Origin of the sequence: Streptomyces sp. NPDC048442 (assembly GCF_040651475.1) — a bacterium.
In the GTDB taxonomy this organism is placed as follows: domain Bacteria; phylum Actinomycetota; class Actinomycetes; order Streptomycetales; family Streptomycetaceae; genus Streptomyces.
The window spans coordinates 164,555-178,574 of record NZ_JBEZKB010000002.1 but is presented as its reverse complement, the minus strand read 5'-3'; the positions used below and the strand labels follow the sequence as shown (position 1 = coordinate 178,574).

Genomic DNA, 14,020 nt, shown 5'->3' with positions numbered 1-14,020 from the left:
CTCCGCCCTCCCACAGTGCGCCTCACCAAACCCGCAACGGGGTCTCAAGGCTCCCCACCCGGGCCGCATCGGATTCCTCTCCGAGCCGCAAGTTCACTTCTACGGGTCGGCTGGAGTACCGACGGTAGTCGGCCGCTGACACGCTTTCACCCATGATGAGCGAACCTGCCGGTATTGAACTCACCGCTACCCAGGCCGAGTTGAGAGCAGACCGAACACCCTTCGTTCCGCCATGGGCACCGGTGTTCGGACATGCACCCGCGAAGGTGGGGGTGTATCTCGGTGCGGTCCGTGTCATCGGGCAGCTCGCCTTCGAGATCGTCGACGCGTTGCTCGTGGCGACGGGCAACGCGCCCGGTGCGATCGTCGGCGACCCGGGCCCGTACGGAGTCGTGCACTTCCTCACCGAGCCGGGCGCCGGTACGGGCCTGCGCTGGCCGCCCGGCGTCAAGCGGCTGGACGGGCGGGCGGGCGACTTCGTCAAGGTCCCCGCCTGGTCCGGGAACACGGCTCCTGTGTCGTGGCTGGCCCGCCCCGCCCGGGACAGCGTGTTCGTCGACGCGCAGGTCCTCCACAGGGTGGCCTGCGCCGTCACCCGATACGGAGTTCTCCGTACGGACGAACAAGCCTGACCCTCGCTCCGCCCCCACCCCCACGAACACGAGGTCCGGAACGTGCTCCACTCACCCGCCACCCCTGCCCCCGCCCCTGCCCCGGCCCCCGCCCCTGCCCCCACCCTCCTCCCGCCGGTCGTGCGCGAGTGGTCCACCGAGTGCGCACTGAAGCCGCGCGCGGTGGCCCTCGCCCGTACCCGGGTCCGCACCTGCCTGACCGTCCTCGGCTGGACGGGCGACATCGACGATGCGGTCCTCGTCGTCTCCGAGCTGGTCACGAACGCCGTCCGGCACGCCCGTGTCCGAAATCGTGTCGCCTGGCTGCGGCTTGCGGTGCTGGAGGACGGCGGGCTGCTGGTGGACGTCTCCGACCCGGTGGCCGGGTTCCTGAGGGGCAAGGGCGCGGATGTACCGCCGGGCAAGAGCGGCGAGTGCGGGCGGGGGCTCCGTCTGGTGGGCAGATTGGGTGAGTTGAGCTGGTTCCTGCGAACGGACGCGGCAGGCGGTAAGACCGTACGAGTGCATATGGCATGCGAGCACAGGGAGCGAGAAGTGGCAGTCGTGCAGAGTGACGGCGGAGACAAGCTGCCGGGCACACCGTGGAATCCGCCGCCGAATCCGGGGCCGACTCCTGACGGAGGCCCTGGAGTGCCCAACCCCCAGACGCCGAAGGGCGGTTGAGGAGATGGGCGAGCTGGAGCGTGCCCTCGTGTCGGCCGGGGTGCTCAGCCCCGACTGGGCCCCCGCTTTCGAGGCCGTGCCCCGCTCCGCCTTCCTCCCCGAGCTCATCTGGCCCTGGGACATGGCGACGGGCAGGAGCATCCCCGTGAGCCGGGCCGAGCAGCCGGGGCCGTGGCAGGCGTATGCCGGGGCGGACGTACCGATCGTCACGCAGTGGGACGACGGCCGGCACGGTGGCCGTGAGCCGGGCGAGGTGGCCACCTCTTCCGCCTCCATGCCGTCGGTGGTGTTCCGGATGCTCCAGTATCTGGGCGTACGACGTGGTGACCGGGTGCTGGAGATCGGTACGGGTACGGGGTGGAACGCGGCCCTGCTCGCCCATCGCCTCGGAGCCGCGAACGTCGTCTCGGTGGAGGTGGACCAGGAGGTCGCGGAGGTTGCGCGGGGGACGCTGGGAAGGTTCGGGATGCCGGTGCGGGTGGTGTGCGGTGACGGGGCGGAGGGCGACCCGGACGGATCCGGTGCCGGCTACGACCGGGTCGTGGCGACCGTGGGAGTGCGGAGTGTTCCCTGGGCGTGGGTACGGCAGACCCTGCCCGGGGGTGTGGTCGTGGCGCCCTGGGGGGTGAACTACGCCAACGGAGACGCCGTGGTCCGCCTCGTGGTCGCCGACGACGGTGCGAGTGCTTCCGGGCCCTTCATGGGGCCCGTCGAATTCATGAAGCTCAGGGCTCAGCGGCAGCCGGCGGTGGTGCACGACGAGTTTGTCGGCGGCGGCGTCACGGACGGCGACGAGTCGGGGAGCGACCTGCCGCGTGAACTTGCCGTGCTCAGCGCACAGTTCGATCCGTGGGCCTTCGTGCTGGGGGTGCGAGTGCCGCACTTTCTGCGCACTGTCGACCGGGCGGACGAGGAGGGAAACCAGGCGGTGTGGTGGTACGGCACCGAAGGGAGTCGCTCGTGGGCGTGCGTTCAGTTCCGTAGGGGGCGGAGCGCACGTGTGTGGCAGTACGGGCCGCGTCGGCTGTGGGACGAGGTGGAGAGCGCGTATGCGTGGTGGGAGGGGGCGGGCAGGCCGGGGCATGAGCGCTTCGGGCTCACGGTGACTTCCGAGGGCGAGCGGGTGTGGCTCGACGATCCGTCCGGCGGCTGGGCGGCCTTGCCGTAGGGCGGTCGCGGGGCATCGGTCCGCGCTTCCGTTGCTGCACCGGAGTGACCGTCGTGCGCGTCTTTCGGGCCGGTGCGGGGCTGATTGGGTGCCTGGTGGTCAAGGTCGGTCAATGCGACGAGTCGAATTCACACGCAGGTGTGCGGTGTCGGTGGCGGTTGCGGGCGCTCTCGTGGTGGCGGCGAGTGGGAGCGGGTACGGCGGCGAGCCTGTGCCCGAGGCGGCCGAGGTGCAGCGGTTGTACCGGGAGGCGGCCGTGGCCGTGAAGGCGCACGAGGCTTCACGGAAGGCCGTGGAGCGGGGGCGGGGGAAGGTCCGGCGGTTGCGGGACGCGGAGGCCGCGGAGGCGGTGCGGCTGGGTCAACTCCGGGGAGTCGTAGGCGCGTTGGCGCGCAGTCAGTACCGGGGTGGTGGGGGCGGGAGTGAGGGTGGGACGGGGTACACCCTGCGGTTTCTGACCGCTGAATCGCCCGAGCAGCTGATGGAACGGGTGGCACTGGCGCAGCGGGGCGGGCACGCGACCGCTTCGTTGATGACGCGTGTACGGGAGTCCCGGGCGCGGCTCGCGCGGGACCGGGTGGAGTCGGCGCGGGTGCTCTGGACGCTGAAGGGCGAACTGGCCCGGCAGGCGGGGGCGCGGGAGCGGATCGAAGGGAAGCTGGAGGAGGCGCAGGAGCGTTTGCGGGCGGCGGAGGCGGCTCGGCGGACGGCATTTGCGGCTGCGGCTGCCGCTTCCGGACGGGCGGGGAAGACGGGCGGCGGGTGGGCGCCGGCCGGTGGGGCCCCCGGGCCCGCGTGCGGGAGCGGGGTGGAGGTGGAGCCCCTCGGGCCGCCGCCGTCCTCGCCGTCGTCCCCGTCCCCGTCGTCGTCGCGCGGCCGGGCTGCTGCGCGGCAGTGGGTGAAGCCCGTTGATCCCGCGCCGATGTCGTCGGGGTTCGCGGAGTCGGGAGGGCGCTGGAAGCACCGGCACACCGGTCAGGACTTCGCCGTCTTCGACGGGGAGCCCGTGCGGGCCGTGGGGGCCGGAACGGTCTATTTCCTCGGGTGCGGGGACGGCTTCGGCAACCAAGTGATCCTGCGGCACCCGAACGGCTACTTCACGCAGTACGCGCACCTGTCGGTGTTCGGGGTGCGGACCGGGCGGCGGGTGGCGGCGGGGGAGGTGATCGGGCTGAGCGGGCGTACGGGCAACGTGTCCGGGCCGCATCTGCACTTCGAGGTGCGCGTGACACCGCAGTTGGGGTCGGGCATCGACCCGCTTCCGTGGCTGCGGGAACACGGGGTGGCCCTCTGAGGTGTGCGGTGCGGGTGATTCCATGGGCTGGATGAGCGCTGACGTGGCTGATGTGACTGATGTGGTGGTGCGGGGTCGGACGGATGCCGATCTCGGTGCGTGCGTACGGGTGTTGCGTGCGGTGCACGAGGCGAGCGGGTACCCGCGCAACTGGCCGGTGGACGCGGCGGGTTGGCTGGTGGTGGAGGGGGAGCTCGGGGCCTGGGTGGCCCGGTCGGCGGCGGACGGTCGCGTGGTGGGGCACGCCGTACTGGCGCGGGCGGGGGAGGGCGATGTCGCCCCCGGGCTCTGGGACGGCGAGGGGGAGGTCGCGGTGGTGGGGCGGCTGTTCGTTTCGCCGGAGGGGCGGGGGACCGGCGCAGGGCGCGCGCTGACGCGCGAAGTGGCTGGTGCAGCACGGGAGTTGGGGGTATGGCCCGTGCTGGATGTGGTGGCCGCTGACACGGGCGCTGTCGCGTTCTACGAGCGGATCGGGTGGCGAAGGATCGGTTCGGGCGAGCAGAACTGGGGTGCGGGGGAGCTCGTCGGCGTGCATTGTTATGCCGCGCCGGGAGTTGAAGGGGGAGCCGCCGAATGAGGACTGCGCCGGGGGTTGGTGCGGTGCCGAGCGCGGCTGTCGGGGCGGTGCCCCCTCAAGGCAGGCGTCTTCAGTCCGTCCGGCGTTTGAGGACGCGCGGCGCGGCCGTGCGCCGGGCGAGGCCCGGGACATCAGCCCACGTCCGGAGGTGTAGGGGATGCCGGTGCCGAGTCCGGCGCTGCCTCGGGCCCTGAGTCCGGCCCTGAGTCCGGCCCCGGGCACGAGCCGATCCGACTCGACCCCGCAGTACCGATTCGCCGATTCACCGATCCACCCGTACGACCTTTGAGCAAGGAGCCACCCCGTGATCGACTCCCCCACCCCTGCCGGCCCCACCGGCGCACTCCCGCCCACCGACCCCGGCACGCTCCACCCCATGGCCGGTCAGCCGCGTGTCGTGCTGCTCAAGCCGTTGGTGACCTCGCCGCTCATCGAGGTCGGGGACTACTCGTACTACGACGACCCGGACGACGCGACCGGCTTCGAGACGCGGAACGTGCTCTATCACTACGGGCCCGAGCGGCTTCGGATCGGGAAGTTCTGTGCGCTGGCCACCGGCGTGCGGTTCATCATGAACGGTGCCAACCACCGGATGGACGGCCCGTCCACCTTCCCGTTCCCGTCGCTCGGCGGGGCCTGGGCGCCGCACGTCGACCTGCTGATGGACCTTCCGGTGAGCGGTGACACCGTCGTCGGCCACGACGTCTGGATCGGGAACGGGGTCACCGTCATGCCCGGCGTACGGATCGGGAATGGCGCGATCATCGCCACCGGGGCCGTCGTCACCTCCGACGTGCCGGACTACGCGATCGTCGGCGGGAATCCTGCCCGGCTGATCCGCAAGCGGTTCGGCGACGAGGACATCGAGCGGCTGCTGGCGCTCGCCTGGTGGGACTGGCCCGTCGAGCACCTGACCGAGCACGTGCGGGTGATCATGGCCGGGAGCGTGGACGAACTGGAGGCGGTTGCTCCGCGCTGAGGCCGTACAGCAGGAGGCTGAGGCACAGCAGGAGGCTGAGGCCGCACAGCAGGAGGAGGCCGGGTCCCTGGGAAGGGGCCCGGCCTCCGTGTACGTACCGCGAAGGATGAGGGAAGCGGTTACAGGTCGAAGATGAGGGAGCGGTTACAGGTCGAACTCGTGCGGCGGCAGGTCCAGTGCGAAGCACGCCTCTCGGACGACCGCCTGCTCCGTCTTGTCGAAGTCGCCGTCCGCGCCGCCGATCACGATGCCGATCTGGACGACCGCACGCGCCTCCGCCGGCTTCTTCTTCGCCTTGGCGATCTCCTGCAGGATGCTCACCTTGCCGAACGCGAAGTCCGCCGTCAGCTTGCCGACGTAGTCGTTGAAGCGGCGCTGGAGGTCGTCGGCGGGGAAGTTCTTCAGGACGTCGTTGGTGGCGATCAGATTCGCCACGCGCTGGCGCTCGGAGGGGTCGATGGTGCCGTCGGCCGCCGCCACCAGCGCGCACATGGCCATGCTCGCGTCGCGGAACGAGCCGCTCTTCAGCTCGTTCTTCTTCGACTCCAGCTGGGTCTGCATCGTCGAGGCGGTTTCCTTGAGGCGGTCCCACAGGGCCATGAAGTGTCTCCGTCGTCAGGGGCGTACATCAGGGGTGTAGCTGTAAAATCTACAGACTTGTAGAACCTAACAGGGAGTGAGCTAAAGGCGCCCTAAGAGCCGGAACGGCGAAGGCCCGCGCGGTCGTCCGCGTGGGCCCTCGTCGTTGTTGTCGCTGCTGCGTTGCCGAGCCGGTCGGTCCTAGAGGGCCGGCACGGCAGGCGCGGCCGGCACCGCAGGTGCTGCGGGCAGCGCAGGTGCCGCAGGTACGGCAGGTGCGGCAGGTACGGCAGCCGGTGCGGCCGGTACCGCCGGCGCGGCCGGTACCGCGGGCGCGGCAGGCAGTGCCGGCGCCGCGGCCACGCCGGGCACGGCCGGTGCGGCAGGCAGCGCGGGCGCAGCAGGCAGCGCCGGTACGCCCGGCAGCGTCGGGAGCTTCGGCAGGCCCTTGAGGTCCGGGGCCGGAAGGCCGCCGCCGAGCACGATGGCGACCAGGACGTTCACGGTGCCGGTGAGGACCTCCTTGACCCCGGCGGCGACCGCCTTCAGGTCACCCTTCGCGACCGCTGCCAGGAGCGCGGTGACCTTGGCCTGGAGGTCCTTGGCCGCCTGTGCCTTCAGGTCGGGTGCGGCATGGGCCTTGGGCGCGGGAGCGGCCTTGGCGAGCTTGTCCAGCGCTTCCTTGACCGCCGCGCCGAGCTTGGTCGCTTCGGCGGGGGGCAGCTTGCCGTCCTTCGCCTTGAGCACGGCGTTCACCAGGTCGGTGACCGGCTTGAGGACGCCGCCGGCGTCGCCCAGCGTCTTCGCCTGTGCGAGGAGCGCCTCCGCGCCGGGCACGGGTGCGGCGGGTACGGGTTCGGGTGCGGCGGCCTCCGTGGCCACCGACAGGTTGTTGACGGCCGAGAATGCCGGGCCCGCGGTGCCCAGGGCGAGGGCGCCGCACACTGCGGTCGAGACGAGGAGGCCGGCTTTCCGGGACATGCGCATGAAGAGGGTCCTTTCGGAGGTGCGAAGGGAGCGGAGTGCTCACCTCCACCGTCCGAAGGCTGATCACTTATCGCAATATTTCGACTACGGAGCGCAAGTGGACAGAGCTGCCCACCGGGTGGCGAGCAGCTCTGTGACCTTGGAGTTCTAAGGAATTTTCGGTTGTACGAGCGGTTACGCGAATGCGTCTGATCGAGGGATGCGGGGCCGGGAGGCGACGGCCGCGTACGTCAGGACCGCGACGTCTGCTGCGCCTGTCCCGCCGACTTCGCCGATTCCGCCGATTCCGCCGCGATCATGTCCTCCAGCGTCGGCGGCCCCGCGACCGGCGGCTTGCGGCGGCCCTGCGCCCGCGTGACCAGGGGTTCCGTCCAGCGGGCGGCCAGTGGGCCGATGATGACCAGGATCAGTACGTACGCGGTCGCGATCGGTCCGATCCTGGGTTCGGTGGCCACCGCCAGGCCCGCGATCACGATCGAGAACTCGCCGCGCGCGACCAGCGTGCCGCCCGCCCGCAGCCGTCCGCGCCTGCCGATGCCCGCGCGCCGGGCCGCGTACCAGCCCGTGCCGATCTTGGTGAGCGTGGTGACGACCGCGAGGAGGAGCGCAGGGAGGAGTACGGGCGGGATGTCCGCCGGGTCCGTCGACAGGCCGAAGAAGACGAAGAAGACGGCGGCGAAGAGGTCCCGGAGCGGGGCGAGCAGCTTGTGCGCGCCCTCCGCGACCTCGCCCGACAGTGCGATACCGACCAGGAACGCGCCGACCGCCGCCGACACCTGGAGCTGCTGGGCGAGGCCCGCGACCAGGACGGTGAGGCCGAGCACCACCAGGAGCAGCATCTCCGGGTTGTCGGACGAGACCGCCCGGCTGATCAGGCGGCCGTGCCGCAGCGCCGCGTACAGGACGAGGCCGACCGTGCCGAGCGAGATGAGGAGGGTGACGCTGCCGCCCGCCAGTCCGACGCCCGCCAGCATGGCGGTCAACAGCGGCAGGTAGACCGCCATCGCGAGGTCCTCCATGACGAGGACGCCGAGGATGACAGGGGTTTCGCGGTTGCCGAGGCGCCCCAGGTCTGTCATGACCTTGGCGATGACGCCGGACGACGAGATCCAGGTGACGCCCGCGAGGGCGACCGCGCCGACCGCGCCCCAGCCCAGGACGAGGGCGGCGACCGCGCCGGGCACCGCGTTGAGGAGGAAGTCGACGATTCCCGATGGGTATTGCGTCTTCAGGCTGCTGACCAGCTCACTCGCGCTGTACTCCAGGCCGAGCAGGAGCAGCAGCAGGATGACGCCGATCTCGGCGCCGACGGCGGTGAAGTCCTCGCTCGCGTCGAGGGGTATCAGCCCGCCGTGGCCGAAGGCGAGTCCGGCGAGAAGGTAGAGGGGGATGGGGGACAGGCCTATACGGCCCGCCAGGCGCCCGATGATCCCCAGCGCGAGGATGACGGCGCCGAGTTCGATGAGGAGGGCGGTGGTGTCGTGCACGGTTCTCTACGCCCTCAGTCCTCGTCGGCGGTGGCGCCGGAGGCGGTCCCCGCGATGATGTCGGCGAGTGCGTCCACGCCCTCGCGGGTGCCGACCGCCACCAGGGTGTCCCCGATGGCGAGCCGGAAGCCGGGCTCGGGGGACGGGTGCGCGCTGGTCCTGCGCAGTACGGCCACGATCGAGGCGCCGGTACGGGAGCGGGCCTTGGTGTCGCCGAGCAGCTTGCCGCCGTACGGGGACCTGGACGTCACCGGGATGTGCTCGGTGACGAGGTCGATGCCGTCGGTGCGTACCGCGTCGATCGGGGCGGCGTCGAGGAGGTGCGCGAGCGCGGTGGCCTCGTCCTGGGAGAGCGGAATCGCCTGCTGGCACGCGTCCGGGTCGTCCCGGTCGTAGAAGCCGATGAACCGGCGTCCGTCGTTGTGCACGACGACGGAGAGGTGCCGCCCGCCTTCGGTGGTGAAGTCGTACTGGGTGCCTATGCCGGGGAGGGTGGAGCGGCGGGTTCCCATGAGGGCCTCCATGGAAGCTCGAATACGCGGGCAAAAAGGGCGCGGTTCAACGGGCAATTCTGATCAACTTTAACTTTCCATTACCCTACTCCGCGCAGAGGTGGGGTGGTTTGCGCAGGTATACGGTGATACGAACCGTGCAGGTAGGTGCAGGTATGACGGTTCGCGTGTTTCGGCATCGGCTGCCCGGAGAAGCGATCCGCAGGGCGTGAACCGGCTCCACGAGGTGGACCCGACCGACCACCAGGAACGAGGAATCATGCAGGTAACCGTTACTGTCACCGACTGCCCGGCGCAGGACGCCCGAGCCGTCTTCGAGGTCCTGGCCGCCGGGTTCGGTGATACGGACCGGGGGCCGGACGACGTACCGCGGGAGGTGCCCGGGGCGGGGCCGACGGTGTGGACGTCGGTCTTCGAGGCGGACGGCTCGGACGGGAACGGCAAGCTGCCCGCGCCGACACCGCTGTCGGGCCCCGCGACGGTCACCGTCCAGGGCGTGCCGCACGAGGTGACCCGCGTGCGGGAGGTACTCGGCGCGGCCTTCGGGATCTCCGACGAGGGATCGGCATCGGGCGACCAGGAACAGGAGGTACGGCTGCGGGTGAGCGGGCGGTAGCTGGGCGAGGGCGCGGTAGCTCGGCGAGGACGCGGACGACAGCCACCCCGGCTCGCGGCGCCCGGCGCCCGGCTCGCGGGCGCCCGACTCGCGGCGTCCGGTGCCCGGCTTGCGGCGCCTGGCCTGCGGCGTCCGGCCCGGCGGCGCGCGGCGCCCGGCTTGCGGCGTCTGGCTTGCGGTGCCCGGCCCCCCCGGCTTGCGGTGTCCGGCCCGGCGGCTTGCGGCGTCCGGCTTGCGGCGCCTGGCCTGTGGCGTCCGGCGCAGGGCCTGCGGCGTCCGGCCCGGCGGCTCGCGGTGCCCGGTCCTCGGCCCGCCCGGCCCGGCGGCGCCCGGCGCCCGGCCTGCGGCTTGCGGTGCCCGGCTCGGCGGCTCGCAGCGCCCGGCCCGCAGCTTGCGGCCCGCGGCGTCCGGCCCCCGGCCTGCGGTGTCCGGTCCGGCGGCTTGCGGCGTACGGCGTCCGGCCCGCGGTGCCCGGCCCGGCGTCGTCCGGCCCGCGGCCTGCGGTGTCCGGCCCGCAGCTCGCGGTGTCCGGCCCGCAGCTCGCGGTGCCCGGCTTGCGGCGCCCGGCCCCGGCCTGCGGCGTCCGGCTCGGCGGCTCGCGGCCCCCGGGCCGCAGCGCGCGGCCCCGTCCCGTATCGCCCCGTCGTACGCGTGTGGGCGGTCCGGTGGGTCGGCCTTGGGTCTCGGTGGGGCGGCGGGTCAGCGGCTTCGTAGGGCCTTGATGAGTTCTGCCTTTGTCATGCGGGAGCGGCCCTCGATGCCGATCTTCTTGGCTTCCGTGTAGAGGTCCTCCTTAGAGCGGTCCTCGTACTTTCCGGACTTTCCGCCACGCTTCCCGACAGTGCTGCGGGACGTGGCGGCCGCGCTGTTCGCGATGCGGGCGGCCTTTTCCTTGCCCGCGCCTTCGCGGCGCAGCGCCTGGTAGGTCTTCTCGTCCTTGATCTGCGGGTTCGGCACGGAAGAAACACCTCCGGTTGAGGGAGTGGTTCTTCTACGACTACCCGACCCGTCCCGGTCATGCCTGTCGGGACGGGGGGCCTCAGTCCAGCGGCAGGTGGACCCGCAGCCGCTTGCCGCCCGCCAGGCGCTGGATGTCGTACTTGCTGCAGAGTGCGAGCACCAGCTCCAGGCCGTGGCCGCCGATCCGTTCCGGGTCGGGGGCGCCGGGCTGCGGGAGGCTGTCGTCGGTGTCCCAGACGGTGACCTGGAGGCTGCCCCGGTCTGGGCCGTCCCGGTCTACCGACAGGTCGAGGAGGCAGGGGCCCGGCGCGTACTTCGCCGCGTTGGTGACGAGCTCGCTGACCACGAGCTTCAGCGTGCCGGACATTCGCGGCGTCACCGGGATTCCGTACAGGGCCTGTGCCCGCTCCAGGAAATCGGCGGCAAAATCCCGTGCCTCACCGATCGTGCCGGGTGCGCCGTCGTACGTCGCACTGGCGCTGAAAGGAATGGTCACCGTCATGGCCGCGGCTGCTTCCCGCACCGTACGCACCGTATGCACCGTCCGCACCACCCGTCTCTGTCGTACACCTGACGTCCCCCGTGATGTCCGGTGCTCTGCTGACGCGCCTTCCCCAGCGTTGCGTTTTCAGTCCTGGAGATTGGGCCTGGTGTCAATGCGGCGTGGGTCGGCTGCCCGTCGGAGGGACTCGGAGGGACAACGCGTTCGTCCGCGCAGGCCCGGGGCAGAGGGAGACCATGAATCTCGTGCACGGCGAGAGCCTCGCCGACAGCCATGCCGCCGCTCTCGCCGCCGCAGGCCCCGACCTGCCCCTTGCCGCCCGGGTCGTCCTCGGCCTGGTCCTCGCCCTCGCGCTGCTGAGCGCCGCCGCCCGCTGCCGCCGGCCGTCGTCGTCCTCGAAGGACTGAAACCGGGTGGCGGACGGCTCCTCGGCCTCGTACGGGTCCCGCTGCCCGGAGTGCCCGCTACCGCCGGTCCGGCGTGCCCCCGCCCGCACCGTCCTTCGGGGCCAGCGCCGCGATCTGGGTCCGTGACGAGAAGCCCAGCTTGGCCAGGATGTGCTCGACGTGGGCGTCGGCCGTCCGCTTGGAGATGACCAGGTGCTCGGAGATCTCCCGGTTGGTCAGGCCCGCCGAGATCAGCGTGGCGACCTCCCGTTCGCGGCGGGTGAGGTGGTCGAAGGACGGCACCCGGTCGGCCGCCGAGACCGGGCGGGGGGCGCCGGCCAGCGCCAGTTCCACGGCCTGGTCGATCGGGATCTGTGCCCCCTGCTCAAAGAGCAGCCGGTACTCCGACTCGCCCAGCTCCGCCCGCAGGGCCGCCTCGACCCGGGAGTGGTCGTCCGTGTAGATCGCCACCCCGAACATCGGTGAGCCGATCTTGCGCCACAGCTCGCCGCAGGTGCCGAGCAGCCAGGCCGCCAGCCTGCTGCCGCCGGTCTCGGACGAGCCCCAGGCCAGCAGTTCCAGCGAGTTCGTCGTGGCGTACGCGTCCCGCAACTCCCGTCCCGCACGCAGTGATTCACGGGCGAGCCGCACGCTCTCCCCGCTGTCGCCGCGCGTCCAGGCGGCCAGGCCCTTGATGCCGAGGAGCTGGCCGGTGATCATGCATTCGCCTGCCCCGCCGCCCGGCGCCAGCGCGATCCGCCGCAGTGCCTCCTCGGCGTGTGCGGTCGCGTCGTCGGAGCGGCGTACCAGCGACTGGACGTAACTGCTCTGGTAGTGGTGCACGACCAGGCCGAACGGGTCGTCCATCCGGTGGTGGGCGGCCAGCACATCGGCGAGGGTGCGGCGGGCGTTCTCCTCGTCGCCCATCAGCCAGGCGATGCCGCCGAGATAGCCGAGGGCCAGTACGCGGTCGAGCTCGGAGCCGCACTCCCCGGCGACCTTGACGGTCTCCTCGAAGCCCGCGTGCGCCGGGCCCATGTCGCCCTGCATGACGGCGAGCAGACTGCCCCAGAGCAGTGCCTGCGAACGCTCCCTGGACACCCCGCTGTCCAGGGCGAGCCCCTTCTCCAGCCAGTACGTGCCCTCCTTGAGCAGCCCGGCCGTCGACCAGAAGGGCCACAGCCGGGCCGCCATGACCAGGGCCGGACGCACCCCGTCCGGCCGGGACAGCGAGTACTCCAGGGCGCTGCGCAGATCGGCCAGGTCGCGGTGCAACTGCCAGTACAGCGGCACCTGTTCGGCCGTCAGTAGCATCTCGAAGAAGTACGAGGCCCGGCCCAGGTAATGGTCCCGGTGGCGCCTGCGGCACTGCTCGCGCTCCGTCGGCGTACACCTGTCGCCGCCGTACTCGCGGATCGTGTCGAGCAGCCGGTAGCGCGCGCCCTCGTCGCCGTCGCGCAGCACCACGGACTTGTCGACGAGCCCCACCAGGTGCTCCAGGATCTCGTCCCGGGCGAGCCCGCCGGCTTCCTTCTTCCGCAGTCCGTCCTCGTCGTCCGCGCACACCTCCTCGACGGCCGTCAGGTCGAAGGGGCCCGCGAACACCGAGAGCCGCGCCCACAGCAGCCGCTCCTGCGGCGAGCACAGGTCGTGGCTCCAGTCGATGGCGGTGCGGAGCGTCTGGTGGCGGGGGAGCGCCGCGCTGCGCCGGCCGCCGGTCAGCACCTGGAAGCGGTGCTCCAGGCGGGCGGCGAGCTGCTCCAGGGGGAGCGCCCGCAGCCGTACGGTGGCGAGCTCGATGGCCAGCGGGATGCCGTCGAGACGCTTGCAGAGGGCGAGCACGTCTCCCCGGTTGCGCGCGTCGACCACGAAGCCGGGGACGACGGCGTCGGCCCGCTGGGCGAACAGCGCGACCGCGTCCTCGTTGCCCAACGGCGGTACGGGCAGGGTGTGTTCACCCGGTACGTCGAGCGGCTGGCGGCTGGTCGCCAGGACGGTGACGCCCGGCGCCTCGCGCAGCAGCAGATCGGAGAGCAGGGCGCACGCGTCGAGCAGGTGTTCACAGGTGTCCAGGACGAGTAGTACCCGCCGGTCCTCCAGGTGCTCGACGACCACGTCGAGCATCACCCGCCCCGACTGCTCCGGCAGCCCCAGCGTGCTCGCCACGGCGCCCGGCAGCAGCTCCGGATCGTGCAGCGCGGACAGCTCGACGAGCACCACCCCGTCGTCGTACTCCCCCTTCAGGGAGAGCGCGGTACGCAGCGCGAGACGGCTCTTGCCGACGCCGCCCGGCCCCAACAGGGTGACGAGCCGGGACCGGCGCAGCAGCCCGCGGACCTGGTCGAGCTCCGAGACGCGGCCGACGAAGCTCGTCACTTCGACGGGCAGCGTGCCGGTGCGCCGGGTGTAGCCGAGTGCCATGTCGCCCCCCACACGGTTCTCCATGTGCGTACCAGTGTGGCCGGTCAGGACGCCACTGTCAGCGGCAAGGCCGGAGCCGGGACCGCGCGGTGACAGGTGGTGACGGTGGAGGGCAAGAGCGCACGATCCGGCCGGTTCACTCGAACGGAGTACATCCGGAGGAACCCGCCCGAGGGGCCCCGAAGGGCCTGCTACGGCGGAAAGGGCGGGTTCCCGGCGGGTACGGGGACTTCCGTGGGGCGATCACTGCGGTCGCG

15 protein-coding genes are annotated in these 14,020 nt (G+C 71.8%); 8 read left to right on the top strand and 7 right to left on the bottom strand.

Annotated features, from left to right (window positions below; translation table 11 throughout):
• Positions 1-152: 152 nt before the first annotated feature.
• The 6 genes from AB0D18_RS04595 (at position 153) to AB0D18_RS04570 (ending at position 5,313) form a co-directional block, all read left to right on the top strand.
• Positions 153-632 (top strand): hypothetical protein, encoded by a 480-nt coding sequence (locus AB0D18_RS04595; protein ID WP_362412692.1) that lies wholly within the window; start codon positions 153-155, stop codon positions 630-632.
• A 42-nt stretch (positions 633-674) separates the two neighbouring features.
• On the top strand, positions 675-1,295 hold the full coding sequence (locus tag AB0D18_RS04590) for an ATP-binding protein (protein WP_362412689.1): 621 nt from the start codon (positions 675-677) through the stop codon (positions 1,293-1,295).
• A 4-nt stretch (positions 1,296-1,299) separates the two neighbouring features.
• The gene (locus tag AB0D18_RS04585; RefSeq protein ID WP_362412686.1) at positions 1,300-2,463 is read left to right on the top strand and encodes a methyltransferase domain-containing protein; all 1,164 of its coding nucleotides are present in this window, start codon (positions 1,300-1,302) and stop codon (positions 2,461-2,463) included.
• A 112-nt stretch (positions 2,464-2,575) separates the two neighbouring features.
• Positions 2,576-3,757, top strand: a complete 1,182-nt coding sequence (locus tag AB0D18_RS04580; RefSeq protein ID WP_362412683.1) for a M23 family metallopeptidase — start codon at positions 2,576-2,578, stop codon at positions 3,755-3,757.
• Positions 3,758-3,800: 43 nt separating this feature from the next.
• On the top strand, positions 3,801-4,334 hold the full coding sequence (locus AB0D18_RS04575) for a GNAT family N-acetyltransferase (protein ID WP_362412680.1): 534 nt from the start codon (positions 3,801-3,803) through the stop codon (positions 4,332-4,334).
• A gap of 376 nt (positions 4,335-4,710) precedes the next feature.
• Positions 4,711-5,313 (top strand): CatB-related O-acetyltransferase, encoded by a 603-nt coding sequence (locus tag AB0D18_RS04570; protein WP_362413413.1) that lies wholly within the window; start codon positions 4,711-4,713, stop codon positions 5,311-5,313.
• A gap of 144 nt (positions 5,314-5,457) precedes the next feature.
• On the opposite strand, the gene AB0D18_RS04565 is transcribed toward AB0D18_RS04570, so the two are convergent.
• From AB0D18_RS04565 to AB0D18_RS04550, 4 genes are all read right to left on the bottom strand, one after another.
• On the bottom strand, positions 5,458-5,913 hold the full coding sequence (locus tag AB0D18_RS04565; RefSeq protein ID WP_362412677.1) for a TerB family tellurite resistance protein: 456 nt from the start codon (positions 5,911-5,913) through the stop codon (positions 5,458-5,460).
• Positions 5,914-6,093: 180 nt separating this feature from the next.
• Positions 6,094-6,873, bottom strand: a complete 780-nt coding sequence (locus AB0D18_RS04560; protein ID WP_362412674.1) for a hypothetical protein — start codon at positions 6,871-6,873, stop codon at positions 6,094-6,096.
• A gap of 236 nt (positions 6,874-7,109) precedes the next feature.
• Positions 7,110-8,366: a cation:proton antiporter gene (locus tag AB0D18_RS04555; RefSeq protein ID WP_362412671.1), complete on the bottom strand. Its 1,257-nt coding sequence runs from the start codon at positions 8,364-8,366 to the stop codon at positions 7,110-7,112.
• 14 nt (positions 8,367-8,380) lie between these two features.
• The gene (locus tag AB0D18_RS04550) at positions 8,381-8,878 is read right to left on the bottom strand and encodes a TrkA C-terminal domain-containing protein (protein ID WP_362412668.1); all 498 of its coding nucleotides are present in this window, start codon (positions 8,876-8,878) and stop codon (positions 8,381-8,383) included.
• A gap of 259 nt (positions 8,879-9,137) precedes the next feature.
• On the opposite strand from AB0D18_RS04550, the gene AB0D18_RS04545 reads away from it, so the two are divergent.
• Entirely contained in the window at positions 9,138-9,494 is a 357-nt protein-coding gene (locus tag AB0D18_RS04545; protein WP_362412665.1) for a hypothetical protein, read from the top strand.
• Positions 9,495-10,193: 699 nt separating this feature from the next.
• Here the strand turns inward: AB0D18_RS04545 and AB0D18_RS04540 are convergent.
• Entirely contained in the window at positions 10,194-10,451 is a 258-nt protein-coding gene (locus tag AB0D18_RS04540) for a Rho termination factor N-terminal domain-containing protein (protein ID WP_362412662.1), read from the bottom strand.
• 82 nt (positions 10,452-10,533) lie between these two features.
• On the bottom strand, positions 10,534-10,977 hold the full coding sequence (locus AB0D18_RS04535; RefSeq protein WP_362412659.1) for an ATP-binding protein: 444 nt from the start codon (positions 10,975-10,977) through the stop codon (positions 10,534-10,536).
• Positions 10,978-11,192: 215 nt separating this feature from the next.
• Here AB0D18_RS04535 and AB0D18_RS04530 point away from each other — a divergent pair, with 215 nt between their 5' ends.
• Positions 11,193-11,363: a hypothetical protein gene (locus AB0D18_RS04530; RefSeq protein ID WP_362412656.1), complete on the top strand. Its 171-nt coding sequence runs from the start codon at positions 11,193-11,195 to the stop codon at positions 11,361-11,363.
• Between the two features lie 57 nt (positions 11,364-11,420).
• Here the strand turns inward: AB0D18_RS04530 and AB0D18_RS04525 are convergent, their stop codons facing one another.
• Positions 11,421-13,787 carry a LuxR C-terminal-related transcriptional regulator gene (locus AB0D18_RS04525; protein WP_362412653.1) on the bottom strand — a complete coding sequence of 789 codons (2,367 nt, stop codon included), beginning with the start codon at positions 13,785-13,787 and terminating at the stop codon, positions 11,421-11,423.
• Positions 13,788-14,020: the final 233 nt, after the last annotated feature.

What these genes read in the sequence shown, in the direction of transcription:
- AB0D18_RS04565 (WP_362412677.1), bottom strand. Translation starts at nt 5,913, where the DNA reads ATGGCCCTGTGGGACCGCCTCAAGGAAACCGCCTCGACGATGCAGACC.
- AB0D18_RS04595 (WP_362412692.1), top strand. Translation starts at nt 153, where the DNA reads ATGATGAGCGAACCTGCCGGTATTGAACTCACCGCTACCCAGGCCGAG.
- AB0D18_RS04525 (WP_362412653.1), bottom strand. Translation starts at nt 13,787, where the DNA reads ATGGAGAACCGTGTGGGGGGCGACATGGCACTCGGCTACACCCGGCGC.
- AB0D18_RS04560 (WP_362412674.1), bottom strand. Translation starts at nt 6,873, where the DNA reads ATGTCCCGGAAAGCCGGCCTCCTCGTCTCGACCGCAGTGTGCGGCGCC.
- AB0D18_RS04550 (WP_362412668.1), bottom strand. Translation starts at nt 8,878, where the DNA reads ATGGGAACCCGCCGCTCCACCCTCCCCGGCATAGGCACCCAGTACGAC.
- AB0D18_RS04545 (WP_362412665.1), top strand. Translation starts at nt 9,138, where the DNA reads ATGCAGGTAACCGTTACTGTCACCGACTGCCCGGCGCAGGACGCCCGA.
- AB0D18_RS04585 (WP_362412686.1), top strand. Translation starts at nt 1,300, where the DNA reads ATGGGCGAGCTGGAGCGTGCCCTCGTGTCGGCCGGGGTGCTCAGCCCC.
- AB0D18_RS04570 (WP_362413413.1), top strand. Translation starts at nt 4,711, where the DNA reads ATGGCCGGTCAGCCGCGTGTCGTGCTGCTCAAGCCGTTGGTGACCTCG.
- AB0D18_RS04580 (WP_362412683.1), top strand. Translation starts at nt 2,576, where the DNA reads ATGCGACGAGTCGAATTCACACGCAGGTGTGCGGTGTCGGTGGCGGTT.
- AB0D18_RS04530 (WP_362412656.1), top strand. Translation starts at nt 11,193, where the DNA reads ATGAATCTCGTGCACGGCGAGAGCCTCGCCGACAGCCATGCCGCCGCT.